At 63.4% G+C, this 17148-nt stretch carries 17 protein-coding genes; 8 read left to right on the forward strand and 9 right to left on the reverse strand.

Annotated features, from left to right (window positions below):
- Positions 1-621: 621 nt before the first annotated feature.
- From ABID19_RS33470 to ABID19_RS33485, 4 genes are all read left to right on the forward strand, one after another.
- Positions 622-1776: an efflux RND transporter periplasmic adaptor subunit gene (locus ABID19_RS33470; RefSeq protein ID WP_354494759.1), complete on the forward strand. Its 1155-nt coding sequence runs from the start codon at positions 622-624 to the stop codon at positions 1774-1776.
- A complete protein-coding gene (locus ABID19_RS33475) occupies positions 1776-4907 on the forward strand; it encodes an efflux RND transporter permease subunit (protein WP_354494761.1) in 3132 nt (1043 codons plus the stop codon). The genes ABID19_RS33470 and ABID19_RS33475 overlap by 1 nt, the downstream gene beginning before the upstream one ends.
- Positions 4908-5130: 223 nt before the next feature.
- On the forward strand, positions 5131-5946 hold the full coding sequence (locus ABID19_RS33480) for an SDR family oxidoreductase (RefSeq protein WP_354494763.1): 816 nt from the start codon (positions 5131-5133) through the stop codon (positions 5944-5946).
- 26 nt (positions 5947-5972) lie between these two features.
- On the forward strand, positions 5973-6467 hold the full coding sequence (locus ABID19_RS33485) for a MaoC family dehydratase (RefSeq protein WP_280954153.1): 495 nt from the start codon (positions 5973-5975) through the stop codon (positions 6465-6467).
- A gap of 5 nt (positions 6468-6472) precedes the next feature.
- On the opposite strand, the gene ABID19_RS33490 is transcribed toward ABID19_RS33485, so the two are convergent.
- Positions 6473-7174, reverse strand: a complete 702-nt coding sequence (locus ABID19_RS33490) for a hypothetical protein (RefSeq protein WP_354494765.1) — start codon at positions 7172-7174, stop codon at positions 6473-6475.
- Between the two features lie 211 nt (positions 7175-7385).
- Here ABID19_RS33490 and ABID19_RS33495 point away from each other — a divergent pair, with 211 nt between their 5' ends.
- The gene (locus ABID19_RS33495; RefSeq protein WP_354494767.1) at positions 7386-8030 is read left to right on the forward strand and encodes a TetR/AcrR family transcriptional regulator; all 645 of its coding nucleotides are present in this window, start codon (positions 7386-7388) and stop codon (positions 8028-8030) included.
- Between the two features lie 300 nt (positions 8031-8330).
- Positions 8331-8576 carry a DUF680 domain-containing protein gene (locus ABID19_RS33500; protein WP_354494768.1) on the forward strand — a complete coding sequence of 82 codons (246 nt, stop codon included), beginning with the start codon at positions 8331-8333 and terminating at the stop codon, positions 8574-8576.
- A gap of 47 nt (positions 8577-8623) precedes the next feature.
- Here ABID19_RS33500 and ABID19_RS33505 read toward each other — a convergent pair whose 3' ends face one another.
- Genes ABID19_RS33505 through ABID19_RS33530 form a run of 6 tightly spaced genes read right to left on the reverse strand, consistent with a single transcriptional unit; the run spans position 8624 to position 14466 of the window.
- A complete protein-coding gene (locus ABID19_RS33505; RefSeq protein ID WP_354494770.1) occupies positions 8624-8854 on the reverse strand; it encodes a hypothetical protein in 231 nt (76 codons plus the stop codon).
- 52 nt (positions 8855-8906) lie between these two features.
- On the reverse strand, positions 8907-9488 hold the full coding sequence (locus tag ABID19_RS33510) for a sarcosine oxidase subunit gamma (protein WP_354494771.1): 582 nt from the start codon (positions 9486-9488) through the stop codon (positions 8907-8909).
- On the reverse strand, positions 9481-12489 hold the full coding sequence (locus ABID19_RS33515; RefSeq protein WP_354494773.1) for a sarcosine oxidase subunit alpha: 3009 nt from the start codon (positions 12487-12489) through the stop codon (positions 9481-9483). Before ABID19_RS33515 ends, ABID19_RS33510 begins: the two co-directional genes overlap by 8 nt.
- The gene (locus ABID19_RS33520; protein ID WP_354494774.1) at positions 12486-12782 is read right to left on the reverse strand and encodes a sarcosine oxidase subunit delta; all 297 of its coding nucleotides are present in this window, start codon (positions 12780-12782) and stop codon (positions 12486-12488) included. The genes ABID19_RS33515 and ABID19_RS33520 overlap by 4 nt, the downstream gene beginning before the upstream one ends.
- Before the next feature lie 8 nt (positions 12783-12790).
- A complete protein-coding gene (locus ABID19_RS33525; RefSeq protein ID WP_354494776.1) occupies positions 12791-13213 on the reverse strand; it encodes a hypothetical protein in 423 nt (140 codons plus the stop codon).
- Positions 13213-14466 (reverse strand): sarcosine oxidase subunit beta, encoded by a 1254-nt coding sequence (locus ABID19_RS33530; protein WP_354494777.1) that lies wholly within the window; start codon positions 14464-14466, stop codon positions 13213-13215. Before ABID19_RS33530 ends, ABID19_RS33525 begins: the two co-directional genes overlap by 1 nt.
- A gap of 244 nt (positions 14467-14710) precedes the next feature.
- Between ABID19_RS33530 and ABID19_RS33535 the strand changes: the two genes are divergently transcribed.
- Entirely contained in the window at positions 14711-15466 is a 756-nt protein-coding gene (locus ABID19_RS33535) for an SDR family oxidoreductase (RefSeq protein ID WP_354494779.1), read from the forward strand.
- 108 nt (positions 15467-15574) lie between these two features.
- A complete protein-coding gene (locus ABID19_RS33540; RefSeq protein ID WP_354494780.1) occupies positions 15575-15964 on the forward strand; it encodes an SET domain-containing protein in 390 nt (129 codons plus the stop codon).
- A gap of 69 nt (positions 15965-16033) precedes the next feature.
- Here ABID19_RS33540 and ABID19_RS33545 read toward each other — a convergent pair whose 3' ends face one another.
- Positions 16034-16477, reverse strand: coding sequence for a DUF6766 family protein (locus tag ABID19_RS33545; RefSeq protein WP_354494782.1), 444 nt, complete (start codon positions 16475-16477; stop codon positions 16034-16036).
- Complete coding sequence (locus ABID19_RS33550) at positions 16464-16973, reverse strand: ferritin-like domain-containing protein (protein WP_354494784.1); 510 nt, start codon at positions 16971-16973, stop codon at positions 16464-16466. The genes ABID19_RS33545 and ABID19_RS33550 overlap by 14 nt, the downstream gene beginning before the upstream one ends.
- Between the last annotated feature and the right edge of the window lie 175 nt (positions 16974-17148).

The raw sequence follows: 17148 nt of genomic DNA on the forward strand, positions 1-17148 counted from the left end.
CAGATCTAGAAGCGAACTTCTTCGTCGCCAGCGGCGCGCCGCCCTCGTTGGTGAGGCGTATATAGTCGGCGCCCCTCCAAACTGTCAACAACCATCTCAATCTTTTTTGCGAAGAACTGTTAGCCGCGCACAGCCAAGAACTGGCCTGTCCCATGCGGCGGAACCGTCTCCAGTCCTGGCAGCTTATATGGGAACAAAGCGGGAAACTTCAAGGATCAAGCGCCCCATGTCCGGTTTGCAAGGGGTATTCACGGCAAACGGGGACTGGAGCCCGACGGTTCCGGCGGATCTGCATGGTGGCGCGACCGAACGGCTGGAACCATTCGTCCCGGCTGTTAGTTCCATCAGCGAAGAACGGGACCGCCGAGCGGGCGTCGCAGCGCGCTTCTTCCGCTGCATCGCCGGGCGTTAAACTGACCCACTACCCCATTGGCGGCAGCCGGCTGATCCAGTTTGACCCAAGCGTCGCCCTTCCAACGTTACAGCGATTTAATGTGCAAGCGAGTGGGAGAATTGCCATAAAGCTTTGATATCGACGAGTCATCCTGCGTGTCGGAGTGTGCCGTCGCGTCTACTTCACCTTGGGAGCCGTAGACGGTATATTTGCCAACCGGAGCGCCGATGGCCACCTGGAAACAGATCGTTTTTGCACTTGTGATCCTGGTCGCGGCCGCGGCCGCCTGGGTTCGCTTTTTTCCAGGCGCGCCGGATGTGCTGGCGCGCTGGGGCTTCGACTGGGCTTATGCCGCGACACCTCCGACGGGCGCCGTCGATAACGGCGGGCAGACAGGCAGCAGCAACGCCGCCGGCCAGCGGGTGACTATCGTCGCATTGCCGGCGGCCGCAGCCATCATCAATGATCGCCTGCAGGCGATCGGCACCGGCCGCGCCAATGCGTCGGTGACGGTCAATCCCTACAGTTCCGGCCGTCTCGTTGAATTCCTGGTCGAAGCCGGCGCCCATGTCGAAAAGGGGCAGGTGATCGCAACCCTTGATTCCGACACCGAGGTGATCGCGCAGGATCGTGCCAAGGTTGCTTTGCAGGACGCGCAGGCCAGGCTCGTCCGGGTCAAATCGCTGCGGGCTTCCAACGCCGCGACGGCGGTCGCCGTTGCCGATGCCGAAGTGGTGCTGGCCAATGCCAAGCTGGCGCTTCGCGATGCGGAACTGGCCCTGCAGCGCCGCTCGATCGTCGCGCCGATATCAGGCGTCGTCGGCATCCTGCCGATAGCAGCCGGCAACTATGTGACCAGCCAGTCGGCGATCGCCACCCTCGACGACCGCTCCAGCATACTGGTCGAATACTGGGTGCCGGAGCGCTTCGCCGCCGCCGTCAAGGTCGGGGCGGACTTGTCGGCGACACCGATCGCCAACCCCAACAAAGCCTACACCGGCACGGTTGCTGCCATCGACAACCACATCGACGAAGCCAGCCGTACCCTTTTGGTCAAGGCAAAGATCGCCAATCCCGCCGATTCGCTGCGTGCCGGCATGTCCTTCCGGATCACCATGAAATTCCCCGGCGACAGTTATCCGGCCGTCAGCCCGCTGGCGATCCAGTGGGGTTCTGATGGTGCCTATGTCTGGGCAATCGTGGGCGGCAAGGCCAAGCGGGTGCCTGTGCGCATCATCCAGCGCAACACCGAGACCGTGCTGATCGACGCCCCGATCGTCAGCGGCGATATGGTGGTGACCGAAGGCACCCAGAGCATCAGCGAAGGCGGCGAGGTCCGCATCGCCGGCGAAGAACAGCGCGCTGCGGACGCCGGCAGCTAATGACCGCTTCCAACAACGCCGCCAGCGATACAGGCTTTACCGCGCTATTCATCCGCAGGCCGGTGATGGCCTTCGTCTTGAACACGCTGATCGCGGTCGCCGGCCTCGCCGCCTTCTACGGCGTCGAAATCCGCGAACTGCCGGATGTCGACCGCCCCGTCATCACCGTCAACACAGTCTTTGAAGGCGCCGCGTCCGAAACCGTCGACCGCGAATTGACCGACGTGATCGAGGGCGCGGTCGCCCGCGTCTCTGGTGTGAAGTCGATCTCGTCCACCTCGTCCTTCGGCACGAGCCGCGTCACCATCGAATTCAACGACGGCGTCGACCTCGACGTCGCCGCCTCCGATGTGCGCGATGGCGTCGGCCGCGTCGCCGACCAGATGCCTGACACGGCGGATGCGCCGCGCATCGTCAAGGCCGATGCCAATTCCGAGCCGGTGATGCGGCTGGCCGTCACCTCCGACACAATGTCGGTGCAGGACATGACGGTGCTGGTCCAGGACCAGATCGAGGACGAACTTGCCGCCGTGCCCGGCGTTGCCGACGTCCAGGTCTATGGCGATCGCGACAAGATCTTCCGCATCGACGTCGACCAGACCAAGCTGGCGAGCCTTGGCTTCACGGTCGCGGATCTGAGAACTGCCCTTGCCTCGGTTGCCTTCGATTCGCCGGCCGGCTCGATCACCACGACCAACCAGGACCTCATCGTGCGCACGACGGCGGACGTGACCACGCCGGAGGAGTTCGAGAACATCATCATCGGCGGTACGACCCGCATCCGCGACGTCGCCACCGTCACGCTCGGCCCCGACATCGGCCAGACCACATTGCGCTCGAACGGCAAGACCGGCATCGGTCTCGGCATCATCCGCCAGGCGGAATCGAACACGCTGGATATTTCGGCCGGCGTCAGGGCCGCCGTCGACAAACTGCAGGCGGATCTGCCTCAGGGCATGTCGATCAAGGTCACTAGCGACGATGCGGTCTTCGTCAACGGCGCTGTGCATGAGGTCGAGATCGCACTCGGCCTGTCCGTCTCCATCGTGCTGATCGTCATCTACGTGTTTCTCCTCGACTGGCGCGCGACGCTCATTCCGGGCCTCGCAATGCCGGTCGCCATGATCGGGACGATCGCCGCAATCTATCTCGCCGGCTTCTCGGTCAACATATTGACGCTGCTCGCTCTGGTGCTGGCGACGGGCCTAGTCGTCGACGACGCCATCGTCGTTTTGGAAAACATCGTGCGACGACGCAACCAAGGCATGGGGCCACGCGCCGCAGCCGTGCTTGGCGCCCAGGAAGTGTTCTTCGCCGTCATCGCTACCACGCTGACGCTGGTCGCCGTCTTCGTGCCGATCTCCTTCCTGCCCGGCCAGACCGGCGGCCTGTTCCGCGAATTCGGGTTCGTGCTCGCCATATCGGTGCTTCTGTCCGCCGTCGTGGCGCTGACGCTTTGTCCGATGCTTGCCTCACGCATGCTGTCAGTCGCGCCACTTCACCACGAAGGCGGCAGCGGCATCGGCGCCCGCATCGGCGGCGCGCTGAACACTCTCTACCGGCGCTGCCTGCGCATCTGCCTCGACGCGCCGTGGATCGTGCTTCTTGTCGCGCTGCTGTTTGCAGCCACCGCCTTCACGCTGTTTGGCACGATCCGCCAGGAACTGACGCCGACCGAGGACCGTGCCGTCGTGCTCATGCGCGTCGATGCACCGCAAGGGGTCAGCCTCGACTACACGACGCAGCAGATGCAGAAGATCGAAAAACTGATCCAGCCGCTGCGCGATTCCGGCGAAATCCGCAACACGTTCGAGAGCGCTGGCCGGAACGGCGCCTACAATGCCGGCTTTATGGTGATGACGCTGGCGCCATGGGACGAGCGCACGCGCAGCCAGCAAGAGATCATGGCCGAGATCAGCCGGCTCACCAAACAGGTGCCGAGCGTGCGCGTCTTTCCGACGCAGCCCAACAGCCTCGGCATTCGCGGCGCAGGCAACGGCCTGCAGTTCGCGCTGGTTGGCAACAATCGCGCGGCGCTCGGCGACGCTGCGGTGAAGATCATCGCCGAGATGCAGAAGGATCCCCGCTTCCAGTCGCCCCGGCTCTCCGTCGACCCGACGCAACCCCAGCTTGCCGTGGCCATCGACCGCGAGCGCGCTTCCGACCTCGGCATCGACATATCAGGGCTTGCCGACACCATGCAGGCCATGCTCGACGGCAACGATGTCGTCGACGTTTATATCGCCGACCGCAGTTACGGCGTGAAGCTGGTCTCGACGACCAACCCGATCAACGATCCGACCGACCTGGAGAACGTCTTCCTGAGGACGGGCGATGGCCGCTTCGTGCCGATGTCGACCATTGCCACGCTGACCGAGCGCGCCGTGCCGCCCTCGCTGACCCGTGAGCAGCAACAGCCGTCGGTAGCGATCACCTCAAATCTCAGCGGCGATTTCGCGCTCGGTCAGGCGCTCACCCGCGCCGAGGCAATCGCCACGCCGCTGCTGCCGTCGGGCAGCCGCATCGTCCCGTTGGCCGAGGCGGCGACGCTGGGCGAGACCAACAGCGCCATGATCACCATCTTCGGTTTCTCGCTGGTCATCATCCTTCTGGTGCTCGCCGCCCAGTTCGAAAGCTTCGTTAGCGCGATCATCATCATGGCTACCGTGCCGCTCGGCCTTGCCTGCGCGATCTTTGCGCTTTTGCTCAGCGGCACCAGCCTCAACGCCTACAGCCAGATCGGCCTGGTGCTGCTGGTCGGCGTCATGGCCAAGAACGGCATCCTGATCGTCGAGTTCGCCAACCAGTTGCGCGATCGCGGACTTGGCGTGCGCGAGGCAATCGAGCAGGCCTCCACCATCCGGCTGCGGCCGGTGATGATGACGATGATCTGCACCGTGCTCGGCGGCGTGCCGCTGGTGCTGGCGAGCGGCGCCGGCGCCGAGGCGCGTATCGCGCTCGGCTGGGTGATCGTCGGCGGTCTGGGTCTGGCCACCGTCTCGACGCTATTCCTGACCCCGGTCGCCTATCTCCTGCTCGGTCGCTTCGTCACACCCAAGGTGGAAGAGGCATCCCGGCTGAAGCGCGAACTCGAGGAAGCCGCCTACACCGATGTCGAGCCGGCGGAATAGCGCCTTACCTCCCCCTTGAGGGGAGGGTCGGACCGCAGGTCCGGGTGGGGGCACGTCACGGCCGAAGGGTAGCGCCGACGCCCAAACCTCGCCATCATCTCTACCTTCCAAGCAGGCTCTTTACCCATGGCAAGGATGCCCGTACTTCGGGTAGCCTTGTCAACGCGAGCCCGTTCGCCCAGGCAGCAAGGTAGAGCGCTAAGGAAATGCCGAGAGGAATACAATGAGCTATCTGGACGAGCTGTTTTCCGTTGCCGGCAAGACGGCGCTGGTGACCGGGGCTGCGACCGGCATCGGCCGGATGGCGGCGACCGCTTTGGTCAGGGCTGGCGCTACAGTGATGATCGCCTCGCGAAAGGGCGAGGATTGCATCAGGGTTGCCGCCGAATTGAACGGCCTCGGCGGCTCCGGCCGGGCCGATGGCTTCGCCGGCGATGTCTCCAGCGAGGCTGGCATCGCGGCGCTGGTCGCCGAGGTCAAGGCGCGGACGGAGCGGCTGCACATCCTGGTCAACAATGCCGGTGTTTCCTGGGGCGCGCCGCTGGAAAGCTTCCCCTACCATGCCTGGGCCAAGGTGTTCGGCGTCAACGTCACCGCCGTTTTCCATCTGACGCGCGAGCTTCTGCCACTGCTCGACGCCGCCGCCAGCGACGCCGATCCGGCCCGGGTGATCAATCTGGGCTCGGTGATGGGCACGCAGCCGCTGGCCGACGACGCTTATTCCTACTCTGCTTCCAAGGCTGCGGTCCACCATCTGACGCGCACCTTGGCGATCGAATTCGCCGCCCGCCGCATCACCGTCAACGCCTTTGCCCCTGGCCCCTTCCAGAGCCGGATGACCGCCTTCGCCACCGCGACCGAGGAGCAGGCAAGGCATGTCGGCGACCACGTTCCGCTTCGCCGCATCGGCGCGCCGGATGACATTGCCGGCGCAACGCTCTATTTGTGCAGCCGTGCCGGCAGCTATGTCACCGGCGCTATACTGCCGATCGATGGCGGGCAGTCGGTGCAGCATGGGCTGACACTATTCAAGGAATGAAGCCGCTCGCGCTCCGGACGGTTGAAATGGAGGACATCAGCGTGGAACCGATCAGTCTCGATGTGCTTCTGGCCAGCGTCGGCAAGGAAGTCGGCGTGTCGCCTTGGAGGGTGGTCTCGCAGCGCATGATCGACCAGTTCGCCGATGCCACCGACGACCACCAGTTCATTCATTGCGATCCGGAGCGCGCCAAGCGAGAGACGCCGTTCGGCGGCACCATCGCGCATGGTTTCCTGTCGCTTTCGTTGTTGTCGGCGATGACCTTCGAAACCATGCCGCCGCTCGAAAACAGCAAGATGGGCGTCAACCATGGCTTCGATTCGCTGCGCTTCCTGGCGCCGGTAAAGACCGGCTCGCGCATCCGCACCCGTTTCGTGCTGGCCGACGTCAAGGTAAGGCCGTCGGGCTGGGTGCAGACCGCACATGACGTGACGATCGAGATCGAGGGCTCGAAAAAGCCGGCGCTGACCGCCCGCTGGCTGACGCTGACACTGATAGAGCGCCAGCCAGAGGCGGCATGAACGGCTCAATGAGCCTCGGTAGAGATGAACTTCATGTGCCGGCCGATCTGCAGCGCGATATAGACGACCAGTGAGCAACCGATCGGGAACACGATCTCGTTGAGGCCGGTTGTGACAGCCTGCGGCAGTGCGAGCGCAACGTCTCTCGCCGCGGCCGTCTCGATCGTCAGCACCGTGATTGCGCCGCCGAACACCGCGCCTATCAAGGCGCCTGCCAACGCGAAATGGAGCGGACGAGGTTCTTCCTTCGACGCCAGCGAGGCCAGTATCCAGCCGAGCAGGCCGTATTCGATCGCCCGCAGCACACCCAGCGTCGTGAGCGAGAGGATGGCCGGCTTTGCAGCCGCATCAAGCGCACTTACCATGACCTTTTGCGTCCCCTTGGCGATGCCCATCGCCAGCGGCGCCGAGATTGCGCTGATCAGGCCGCCCAGCGAGGCTCGTACCTTGGCGATCGCCGTACCAAGGCTGACGCCGGCGCAAACGAAGAACGCCCATGTCACGCCTTGCGCCAGTTCGATCAGGACCTGGGCGGTAGCGGGATAGGAACCTGCTGCAAATCTGCCGGCCAGAATAAGGGCTTCCATGGCGAAGCCGAGTGCGATCGCCAACCATGCGATCATGACGACTCGCCTGAGTGCCTGCCTGGCAGCGTGAGAAAGTGGATCCACGTCCGGCACGCCGGACAAAAGCTCAGTCGGAGCCATATCGGCCTCCCCAAAACGGAAATTTCTTGCAGAGCCGCGAACTATCGGTCGTTTGTAACAGCCCGATGTTGCCCGTTTGGGTCAGGGTAACACCTCACGTGTGAAGAAACGGACGTGTCGGAACGCTTCAGCCGATTCTGACGGCGCCTTGTCCGATTCCGTACAGCGTATATAATTTAGCCAGCCACCAACAGATGAAGGCAGACGAAAATTGCCGCTCAGCGTCCGGACACGCCGCGAGAAACAAAAGGCCGAACTGCGCTCCGAACTTGTCGATGCGGCGCACAAGCTCGTGCAGGAGGAGGGCTATGAGGGGCTCACAATCCGCAAGCTGGCCAAGCGCGTCGGCTATGCGCCGATGTCGGTCTACTCCTATTTCGCCGACAAGCAGGACATATTGTTCGCGCTGGCCGAGGATGCATTCCAGACCCTGGCCAAGCGTATCGAGGATCACCCGGCCGACGATCCGATCGAGGCGCTGCAGGTGGTGATGACCGAATACGCGGCCTTCGGCCTTGGCAATCCCAACGAATATCGCACGGTTTTCATGACCGAAAAGACCAGGCCGCCGGAAGGCAGGACCTTCGCCGAGATGCAAGAGGGCAACCCGTTGATGAAGGTGCTGATCAAAAGGGTCGAGGCCTGCGTTGCCGCCGGCAAGCTCAAGGGCGATCCGCGCGCCATCGCCACCATGCTGTGGGCGGTCGGCCACGGCACGATCTCGCTGCTGATCACCTTTCCCTTCTATCCGTTCGGCGACCAGCAGGCTTTCGTCAAGCGGATGTGCGACTTCACGCTCGCCGGTCTGATGACGCAAGATGTCTCGCCACTGACCGAAACGCCACCCAACTGTTGACCGGCCTGCGTTCCCGCGCAATTTGATCCGGCCGGCGACTTGTGCGTGTCGCTCCAAAGCTTGAGCTCAGCCAGAGCCTGGGTGTGCAGCGGTTTTGGGAGGACGACGCATATAGAACCCGAGGCACGTCGTGTGATCCTTTCAGAAGCACGGCGTTTTAGGCGCGCGCCCTGCGACATCTTGGCTTTTTAAGAAAATTTTATCGTACGTGTACGATTTCTGACTTGAAGCCTCGATCTTCCGGGCATATATGTACGTCGCATCGTACATGTACGGAAAAGATTTAACCGGAGACAGATGATGAAAAAGACCGTTCTCACCCTCGCGGCCGTGCTGGCATTCTCGAGCGCGGCATTTGCCGGCCAGCACACCAAGCAGGCGCCTGCTGCGGCCTGCGCCGAGACCAGGACCAACGTCAAGCTCGATTGCGGCGCGACCGGTTCGGTCGAGAAGACAGGCGCGGCGACCAAGACCGGCTCGGCCGATAGCAAGGGCCCAAGGCTCGGTATCGATATCAATCCGTGGATTGTGCCGAGCACGTTCTGAGGTTTAGTCCCTGAAGCGCGGCGCGTCCCCCTGGACGCGCAAGGATGTTACTTCCTGCGCTTCTTCATTCCGGCCACGATCTTGGCCTTGCCGGGCCGCGCGGGAGCGCCGGAAATGGAAGTCCCGGTGATCGACACCGGATCGCTGGCCGGAAACGTATCCTCGAGCCCTTCCTCGAGTTCCTCTTCAACGTTCGATCCTTCGTGCTGCTCGTGTTCGAGAGAACGCACGGCAGGCGTCTTCTGAACCGGAGGATTCGGCGCGGATTTCGACGGCATCGACATTCTCCCTCGACTTGCTCCGGCAAACGGCCGGGCGCAGCGAATGTTCCTAAGCCGCTGCGTCGCCTGCCGCCTCCGACAGGAAAGTAAAGACATAATCGGAGAAGGAACGCCAGCATTCGACCCGGAAAGCGTCGGCCGCTGTGCGCAACAGCACGATCTCGACCTTACCCAGAATGGTGCGTGACGCCGCGCCCACGGGAAATGCATCGAGCGACAGATCCTGCGGGCAGCCTGAATTGATTGTTGCCGCAGCCGCCGGGCCGGTGACCGATATGGCGACGTTGCGATGCGAGACGTCGACCGCCGAATGCAGTGCTGTAACCTTGGCGCAGTCGGCGAGCGGGTCCTTTGCCGCCTCGTCGATGACCAGCCATTCGTCCGGCCCAAGCCACAATGCCGTGCGCCCGGCCTTTGCCCCCGAGGTTTTCGGCTTTCGTGGCAAGGTCACGCCAAGCGCTTTCGAAAGCGCGGCCATAGAGGCGTCCGGCGCGCGCAGCGAAATGCGCTCCGCCGGCGGCATCACGGCGAGCTTGACGCCCGTGGCGAAAAGTTCCTGACCAGCGAGCGCGGCGCGGCGTTCGGCCGATGGGGCGGGAGCGGCAGTTTTCTTCGCGGCAGCCTTAGCCATTGAGGCGCTCTCCCTTCTCGTCGAAGAACACCATGCCGGTGACCTCCACCTCTATCGTCCCATTGGGCATCGGCACGTAAAGCGTCTCGCCCGTCCGGTCGCGGCCTCCGGCAACCAGAGCCAACGCGATCGAGCGGCCGCAATTTTGCGACCAGTAGCTCGAGGTGACATGGCCGATCATTTTCATCGGGATCGCCTGCTTCGGATCCGCGACGATCTGCGCGCCCTCTTCCAGCACCACTTTCGGATCCTTGGTTTTTAGGCCGACAAGCTGCTTGCGGCCCTTGGCGACAAGATCCGGCCGCGCCATGCCCCTGATACCGACGAAATCGGTCTTCTTCTTGCCGACCGCCCAGTCGAGACCGGCATCACCAGGCGTCACCGTGCCGTCGGTGTCCTGGCCGACGATGATGTAACCCTTTTCGGCGCGCAGCACGTGCATGGCCTCGGTGCCGTAGGCGGTCGCGCCATGCTTCTGGCCCTCGGCCCACAGCGCTTCCCAGACCGCTTGGCCGTAGTCGGCCGGCACGTTGACCTCGAAGCCGCGTTCGCCGGTGAACGACATGCGGAACAGCCTTGTCGGCACGCCGCAGATCTTGCCCTCGCGCACCGACATATGCGGCAGCGCCTCGTCCGACATGTCGATGCCTTCGATCAGCGGCGCAATGATGTCCCGAGACTTCGGTCCCTGAACGGCGATCACCGCCCACTGCTCGGTGATCGAGGTCAGCCAGACATTGAGATGCGGGAACTCGGTCTGGAGGTAATCCTCCATATGGTTCATGACGCGCGGCGCACCGCCGGTCGTCGTCGTCACATGGAAACGGTCCGGCGCCAGCCTGCCGACAACGCCGTCGTCATAGATGAAACCGTCCTCGCGCAGCATGATGCCATAGCGGCAGCGGCCGGGCTCCAGCTTCTCCCAGGGGTTGGTGTAGAGCAGCTCCATGAACTTCGCCGCATCCGGCCCGACCACCTCGATCTTGCCCAGCGTCGAGGCATCGAACAGGCCGGCCGTCTTGCGCACGGTGACACATTCGCGGTCAACGGCAGCGTGCATGTCCTCGCCCGCCTTGGGAAAATACCAGGCGCGCTTCCATTGGCCGATATCCTCGAACACCGCGCCCTGAGCCTCGGACCAGGGATGGATCGCCGTCTTGCGGGTCGGGTCGAACAATTTTCCGCGCGCGTGTCCGACGATCGAGCCGAAGGTCACCGGCGTGTAGGGTGCCCGGAATGTCGTCAACCCGACTTGCGGGATCGGCTTGCCCAGCGTTTCGGCGGCAATCGCCAACCCGTGCATGTTGGAAGTCTTGCCCTGGTCGGTCGCCATGCCGTTGGTGGTGAAGCGTTTGACATGCTCGATAGAGTGCATGCCCTCATGCACGGCCTGGCGGATGTCCTTGGCGGTGACGTCGTTCTGGAAATCGACGAAGGCCTTTACCGTCGTGTCCGCACCGGCGCCGGGCGCCGCACCCAGCATGCCGCGCGACCAGTTCTCGCTGGCGTCGACCTTCGGCTTGGCTCCCTTGGCGGCGTTGGCGACGGCATTCTTGACGCCCGCATCCTTGGCTGCCTTGGCGCCCGCCGCATAGGCCTCGTCGATCGTCGCCGACAGCCCGTCCGTGCCGTTGCAGGCGCCGACGGAGACGCAATCCTGCGCATAGGTGCCGGGCACGAAGCGCTTGGTCTCGTCGTTGAAGGCGACCTTGCCGCGCGACTGCGAGAACAGATGCACCGACGGCGTCCAGCCTGCCGACATCAGGATCGCGTCGACGGGAATAGTGCGCTCGCCGCCGCCATTCTTCGGCTGCACGGTCATCGACGACACCCGCAATTTGCCGCCGGCGCGGATCACCGCGCGGCCGAAATTGACCTCGATACCGAGCCCCCTCGCCTCGTCGATCACCGGTCCGGTCGGGTTGTCGCGCAGGTCGACGATAGCCGCCACGTTGACGCCGGCCTTCTTCAGGTCGATCGCCGCCGCATAGGCGGAATCATTGGCCGTATAGACGCCGACATTCCTGCCGACCGCGACGCCGTAATGGTTGAGATAGGTACGCGCGGCCGAAGCCAGCATGATGCCGGGCCGGTCGTTGTCGGCAAACACCATATGCCGCTCGATGGCTCCGGTCGCCAGCACCACGCTTTTGGCGCGGACCTGCCACAGCCGCTCGCGCGGCAAATCGCGGCCGGGGTTCTGCAGATGATCGCTGATGCGCTCGACCAGCCCGACGAAATTCTGCGCGTAATAGCCGAAAGCCGTCGTGCGGGACAACACGCGGACATTGTCCATGGCCTTGAGCTTGGCGACTGCACCTTGCGCCCAGGCAAAACCGTCCTGGCCGTCCACCTTGGCGCCACTCTCGAAGCGCAGGCTGCCGCCGAAATCCGCCTGCTCATCAGCAAGGATGACGCGCACGCCGGTCTCAGCCGCGGCAAGTGCGGCGGCGATGCCGGCGGCACCTCCGCCCAGCACCAGCACGTCGCAATGGGCGTAGCGCGCCGAATAATGGTCCGGATCCGGCTGGTCGGGGGCAACGCCGAGGCCGGCCGCGGCCCTGATCTTCGGCTCGTAGAGGTTTTTCCAGGCAGACTTCGGCCACATGAAGGTCTTGTAGTAGAAGCCGGCCGAAAGCAGCGGCGAGGCGACGTCGCCAAGCGCGCTGACGTCGAAGGAAAGCGACGGCCAGCGGTTCTGCGACTGCGCCGCCAGCCCGTCATAGAGCTCCTGCACGGTGGCGCGGACATTCGGCGTCTTGCGCGCTGCGTCGCGCTTGATCTCGACCAGCGCATTGGGCTCTTCCGCCCCGGCGGACAGAAATCCGCGCGGCCGGTGATATTTGAACGAACGGCCGACCAGATGGACGCCGTTGGCGAGCAGCGCCGAAGCCAGCGTATCGCCTTCGACACCGGCATAGGACTGGCCGTCGAAGCTGAAGCGGGCCGTTTCTGCCTGCTTGAGGCGCCCGGCGCCGGGAATGCGGAACGCTGCGATCATTTGGAGGCTCCCGGCAACTTCGCGGGCTTCGGCTCGCCGGCCTTGTAGGTCATCAGGAACCTGTCGCTGACGGTGTCGCGCACAGCATTGAAGAAGCGCGCGCAGCCATACATGTGCCGCCAGCGCTCATAGATGATGCCTTTGGGATTCGAGCGGATGAAGAAAAACTTTTCGAAGTCGTCATCGCTTGTCGCGGCCATATCTGCCGAACGCGCAATATGCGCCTCGCCGGCGTTACGGAATTCGAGTTCCGGACGCTCTTCTTCGCAATAGGGGCAGCGGATGAGAAGCATGTTTGTTCCTACAATTCACCGTGGCCGACATGGGCGCCGGCTGGTTGGTCGCAAAGCTTCTGGCCCAGCGTCGCGAACGGCCCGACCAGCCGGATGCGTTCCTCGACACTTGCCGCCGGGCGGAAAAGGTCACGATCAGCAATGTTGCCGATCGTGAGTTGAAACGGATCGGTGGTCACGATGACATGGCGCGGCTGAAACGTCTGGTCGTCCTCAAGATTGGCCGGCCTGTTTTCCAGGAAAGTGACCACCTTCTGGCCGCCGCTCCAGACACAGGCGAGCACGCCCGCATCGACGGAAAACGGCCATCCGGTCTCGTTTTCGGCCCGGCTGATCGGCTGCAGGCGCACCTCTTCGACCGAGGGAAAATGAAACAGGCCCTGCTCTCCCGCGAGCATCAACGGCATCGCAACGGCCATCTCGGCCATCATCAGTGCGCCACCGCTGCCGCCGCTGCCTCGTCGATCAGGCGGCCGGTGCGGAAGCGCTCGATGGTGAAGGGCGCGTTGATCGCGTGCGGATCGTCCCTGGCGATGGTGTGGGCAAAGACATGGCCGGAGCCCGGTGTTGCCTTGAAGCCGCCCGTGCCCCAGCCGCAATTGACATAGAGGCCATGCACCGGCGTCTTGGCCAGGATCGGCGAGCGGTCTGGCGTCACGTCGACGATGCCGCCCCACGAGCGCAGCATCTTCATGCGCGTGAACATCGGGAACATCTCGCAGATGGCGTCGAGCGTGTGCTGGAGAATGTGCAGCCCGCCGGTCTGCGAATAGGAGACATACTGGTCGGTGCCGGCGCCGATGACCAACTCGCCCTTGTCGGACTGCGAGATATAGGCGTGCACCGTGTTCGACATCACCACGCAAGGGAATACCGGCTTGACCGGTTCCGACACCAGCGCCTGTAGCGGATAGCTTTCCAGTGGCATGCGCACGCCGGCCATGTTCATGATGACGGACGAATGCCCTGCGGCAACGACGCCCACCTTCTTGGCGCCGATGAAGCCACGCGTCGTCTCGACGCCGGTGACCGCACCGTTCGGCGCCCGCTTGACGCCAGTGACCTCGCAATTCTGGATGATATGGACGCCGCGCGCCGAAGCGCCGCGAGCATAGCCCCAGGCGACGGCATCGTGGCGCGCGGTGCCGCCGCGACGCTGCAGGGTGGCGCCCATCACCGGATAGCGGGCATCGCGCGAAATGTTGAGCGGCGGGCAGAATTCCTTCGCCGCTTCCGGCGTTAGCCATTCATTGTCGATGCCGTTCAGCCGGTTGGCGTGGACATGGCGCTTCAGCACCTGGATATCGTGGACATTGTGGGCCAGCATCATGACGCCGCGCGGCGAATACATGACGTTGTAGTTGAGCTCCTGGCTGAGCCCGTCCCACAGTTTCAGCGCATGGTCGTAGATGCCGGCGCTCTCGTCATAGAGATAGTTGGAGCGGATGATGGTGGTGTTGCGGCCGGTGTTGCCGCCGCCGAGCCAGCCCTTTTCCAGCACCGCGACATTGGTGATGCCGTGCACCGTGGCGAGATAGTAGGCGGTGGCCAGGCCATGGCCGCCGGCGCCGACGATGATGACGTCGTACTCCTTCTTCGGCTCTGGCGAGGACCACTGCTCCTCCCAGCCCTTATGGCCGCGCATGGCCTCACGGGCGATGGCGAATACTGAGTATTTCTTCAACGTTCCAGCCTCGCAGATTGCGGCCGGGCATCCAATCGAGCGCCGGCGCGCGAGGTGTATCACTAGCGAAACAGCGCTGCCACCCTTGCGCTGTTTGCGACGGCGCTTGCCGTTTTGCGCCGCGACAAAAAAGACATGTTCAAGCGACGACGCGTTCGCAGGTATCGGGTGGCTCGCGCCGCCCCCGGCTGCGATCAAGTATCCGATTGCCGGCAAAGCTGGCACGAAGAAAAAGGATGCAAAAATGTTCGCACTTACCAACAAGGTCGCGATCGTTACCGGCGCCAGTTCCGGCATTGGCCGCGCCACCGCGAAGCTCTTCGCCGAACAAGGCGCTATACTTGTGATTGCCGCCCGCCGTCAGACGGAGCTCGACAAGCTTGTCGGCGAAATCGAGGAAGCCGACGGCACCGCGATCGCCCTTGCCGGCGATGTCAGGGACGAGGCCTATGCCAAGGCGCTTGTCGATCTTGCGGTGGACAGGTTCGGTGGGCTCGACATCGCCTTCAACAACGCCGGCTCCGTGGGCCAGATGGGACCGGTTCCCGACATGTCGCTGGAGACGTGGCACCAGACCATCGACATCAATCTGACCGGCGCCTTTGTCGGTGCGAAATACCAGGTGCCGGCGCTGCTGGAGCGCGGCGGCTCGCTGATCTTCACCTCCAGTTTCGTCGGTCGCACCGCCGGCATGCCGGGCATGGCCGCTTACGCTGCGGCCAAGGCCGGGCTGATCGGTTTGACGCAGGTTCTGGCGGCCGAATACGGAGCACAAGGGTTGCGCGTCAACGCACTGCTGCCCGGCGGCACCGACACGCCGGGCGCGACGACGACCACACCTGAGGCCCGGGCTTTCGTCGAAGGTCTTCACGCCCTGAAGCGCATGGCGCAACCGGAAGAGATCGCCCGCTCGGCGCTTTATCTGGCGTCGGATGCGTCGAGCTTCACCACCGGAACGGCGCTGTTTGCCGATGGCGGCGTCTCGATCAACCGGACGTGAGGCATTTCCCGCGCGGGCGAGCGAGCCGCAATATCGCAAAAGCGGTCTTGCTTCCCGCGCGATTTGGCGATTTCTTCGGACACTTCCGTTCGAAGACAGGCCTGAAACATGCTGCTGATCCGGACCTACATCGCTGCTAGCGCAATCGAGGGCGTCGGCGTGTTCGCCGCCCAGCCGATCAAGAAGGGCGCGTCGATCTGGCGCCTCGATCCGGATTTCGACCGGCTGATCCCGATGGAAAAATACGAGGCCGCACCGCCGCACCTCAAGGAATTGCTCGACAGATATGCCTATCCAAGCCCCGACCGGCCCGGATTCATGGTCTATGAGGTCGACAATGGCCGTTTCATGAACCACGCCGAAAGGCCGAACACGGATTTTTCGCAGTATGGCGGAGCAACCGCGATCCGCGACATAGCCCCGGGCGAGGAAATAACCTGCGACTACGGCGAGTTCTTCGAGGATTTCGAGCGACTTCACCTCGCCACGGCATCATAGCGATCTGGTTGCGTCGTTGAAGAAACTCCGAGCGATGATCGGCTCCGGGCCAAATTTCCGCCCCCAGCTTTAGTGCCGGTGGGCGTGCGGCTCGTCCGTGTGTCGGCCGTCATACTGCAGGTCCAGCTCGCGAATCGCGTCCTTGCCTTTCTTCGGATCGACAAGCGTGAGAAGCGCGTCGATCTTGGCCTCCATCCGGTCGGTCCCCTCCTTCGATTGGGGCGAGCCGACGAAGAGCAGGAACGCCAGGCCACCGACCTGCCAGAGCAGTTGCAGGAACTCCGATTGCCAGTTTTCGAGCGTATCGCGACTCATCTCTATCAGATAGCCGCCGAATTCGGGCGGCTGACCAAGCGCTTGCTGTTCGTCAAGATAGGCGAACCAGCCGAAAACCCAGTGACCGACAAGCGAGATGATGAAGAAGCCGAGTGTGATCCAGGCATAGCTGTAAGCTCGCCAGATAGAGGACGGCTTCACTTTGCCCGCCGGCCTGCTTTCGTCACCGCTTGGCATTGTCGCTGTCCGACGCCGCGCGAGCCAGGAACTGCTTAGTGGTCGCGGGCAGGTTGTTTTTCAGCCACTCGGCCGTTGCCTCCTCTTCACGCAGGTTTTGTTCGCAGGCGCGAGCGACCTCTGTTTCACCAAGAGATTCGGCGGCCGCGATGAGGATCCTGTAGGAGGCAATCTCCATATGCTCGAAAGTGTAGCTCGCGAGTGAGCCTTTCATCACCTCGTCCCCTGCGAAGACGCCGCTCAGGGACTGCGCCGCCGCCATCAGCTTGCCGCCGGCGTCCTTCAGTGTGGATGTATCCTCGTCTAACCCTTCCAGGCAGGTTCTGAGGCGTGCGGCCTGCCCCTTCGTCTCGTCGACGTGCTGCCTGATGCGCTTACTGAGCTCGGGATAGCTCTCCAGCCTGCTCAGCTGTCCGTTCAGCATGGTTTCGGCCTGCTCCTCCATCGCATGCGCGTCCCGGAGCCACTGGACGAGCCATTCACGGGTGTCTGACATCGGTTTTCTCCTCTGCTTGCGTCGCCGCAACAACCACCGGGGAGCGAAGTTGGTTCCTTCATCGATAAAGCCAGGCGGGCCGTTTTTGTCGGATTGAGGCAGCAGAAATTTATCGGTGGCGGAGAAATGCCACCGATCGCTCATCCGCGCGACAGGGATCCCTATATCGAGAAGG

This window comes from Mesorhizobium robiniae, from assembly GCF_040545535.1.
Classification (GTDB): Bacteria; Pseudomonadota; Alphaproteobacteria; order Rhizobiales; family Rhizobiaceae; genus Mesorhizobium; species Mesorhizobium robiniae.

Excerpts from the sequence above, each read along its gene's own strand:
- ABID19_RS33470 (WP_354494759.1), top strand. The coding sequence starts at position 622 with ATGGCCACCTGGAAACAGATCGTTTTTGCACTTGTGATCCTGGTCGCG.
- ABID19_RS33475 (WP_354494761.1), top strand. The coding sequence starts at position 1,776 with ATGACCGCTTCCAACAACGCCGCCAGCGATACAGGCTTTACCGCGCTA.
- ABID19_RS33480 (WP_354494763.1), top strand. The coding sequence starts at position 5,131 with ATGAGCTATCTGGACGAGCTGTTTTCCGTTGCCGGCAAGACGGCGCTG.
- ABID19_RS33485 (WP_280954153.1), top strand. The coding sequence starts at position 5,973 with ATGGAGGACATCAGCGTGGAACCGATCAGTCTCGATGTGCTTCTGGCC.
- ABID19_RS33490 (WP_354494765.1), bottom strand. The coding sequence starts at position 7,174 with ATGGCTCCGACTGAGCTTTTGTCCGGCGTGCCGGACGTGGATCCACTT.
- ABID19_RS33500 (WP_354494768.1), top strand. The coding sequence starts at position 8,331 with ATGAAAAAGACCGTTCTCACCCTCGCGGCCGTGCTGGCATTCTCGAGC.
- ABID19_RS33505 (WP_354494770.1), bottom strand. The coding sequence starts at position 8,854 with ATGCCGTCGAAATCCGCGCCGAATCCTCCGGTTCAGAAGACGCCTGCC.
- ABID19_RS33510 (WP_354494771.1), bottom strand. The coding sequence starts at position 9,488 with ATGGCTAAGGCTGCCGCGAAGAAAACTGCCGCTCCCGCCCCATCGGCC.
- ABID19_RS33515 (WP_354494773.1), bottom strand. The coding sequence starts at position 12,489 with ATGATCGCAGCGTTCCGCATTCCCGGCGCCGGGCGCCTCAAGCAGGCA.
- ABID19_RS33520 (WP_354494774.1), bottom strand. The coding sequence starts at position 12,782 with ATGCTTCTCATCCGCTGCCCCTATTGCGAAGAAGAGCGTCCGGAACTC.
- ABID19_RS33525 (WP_354494776.1), bottom strand. The coding sequence starts at position 13,213 with ATGATGGCCGAGATGGCCGTTGCGATGCCGTTGATGCTCGCGGGAGAG.
- ABID19_RS33535 (WP_354494779.1), top strand. The coding sequence starts at position 14,711 with ATGTTCGCACTTACCAACAAGGTCGCGATCGTTACCGGCGCCAGTTCC.
- ABID19_RS33540 (WP_354494780.1), top strand. The coding sequence starts at position 15,575 with ATGCTGCTGATCCGGACCTACATCGCTGCTAGCGCAATCGAGGGCGTC.
- ABID19_RS33545 (WP_354494782.1), bottom strand. The coding sequence starts at position 16,477 with ATGCCAAGCGGTGACGAAAGCAGGCCGGCGGGCAAAGTGAAGCCGTCC.
- ABID19_RS33550 (WP_354494784.1), bottom strand. The coding sequence starts at position 16,973 with ATGTCAGACACCCGTGAATGGCTCGTCCAGTGGCTCCGGGACGCGCAT.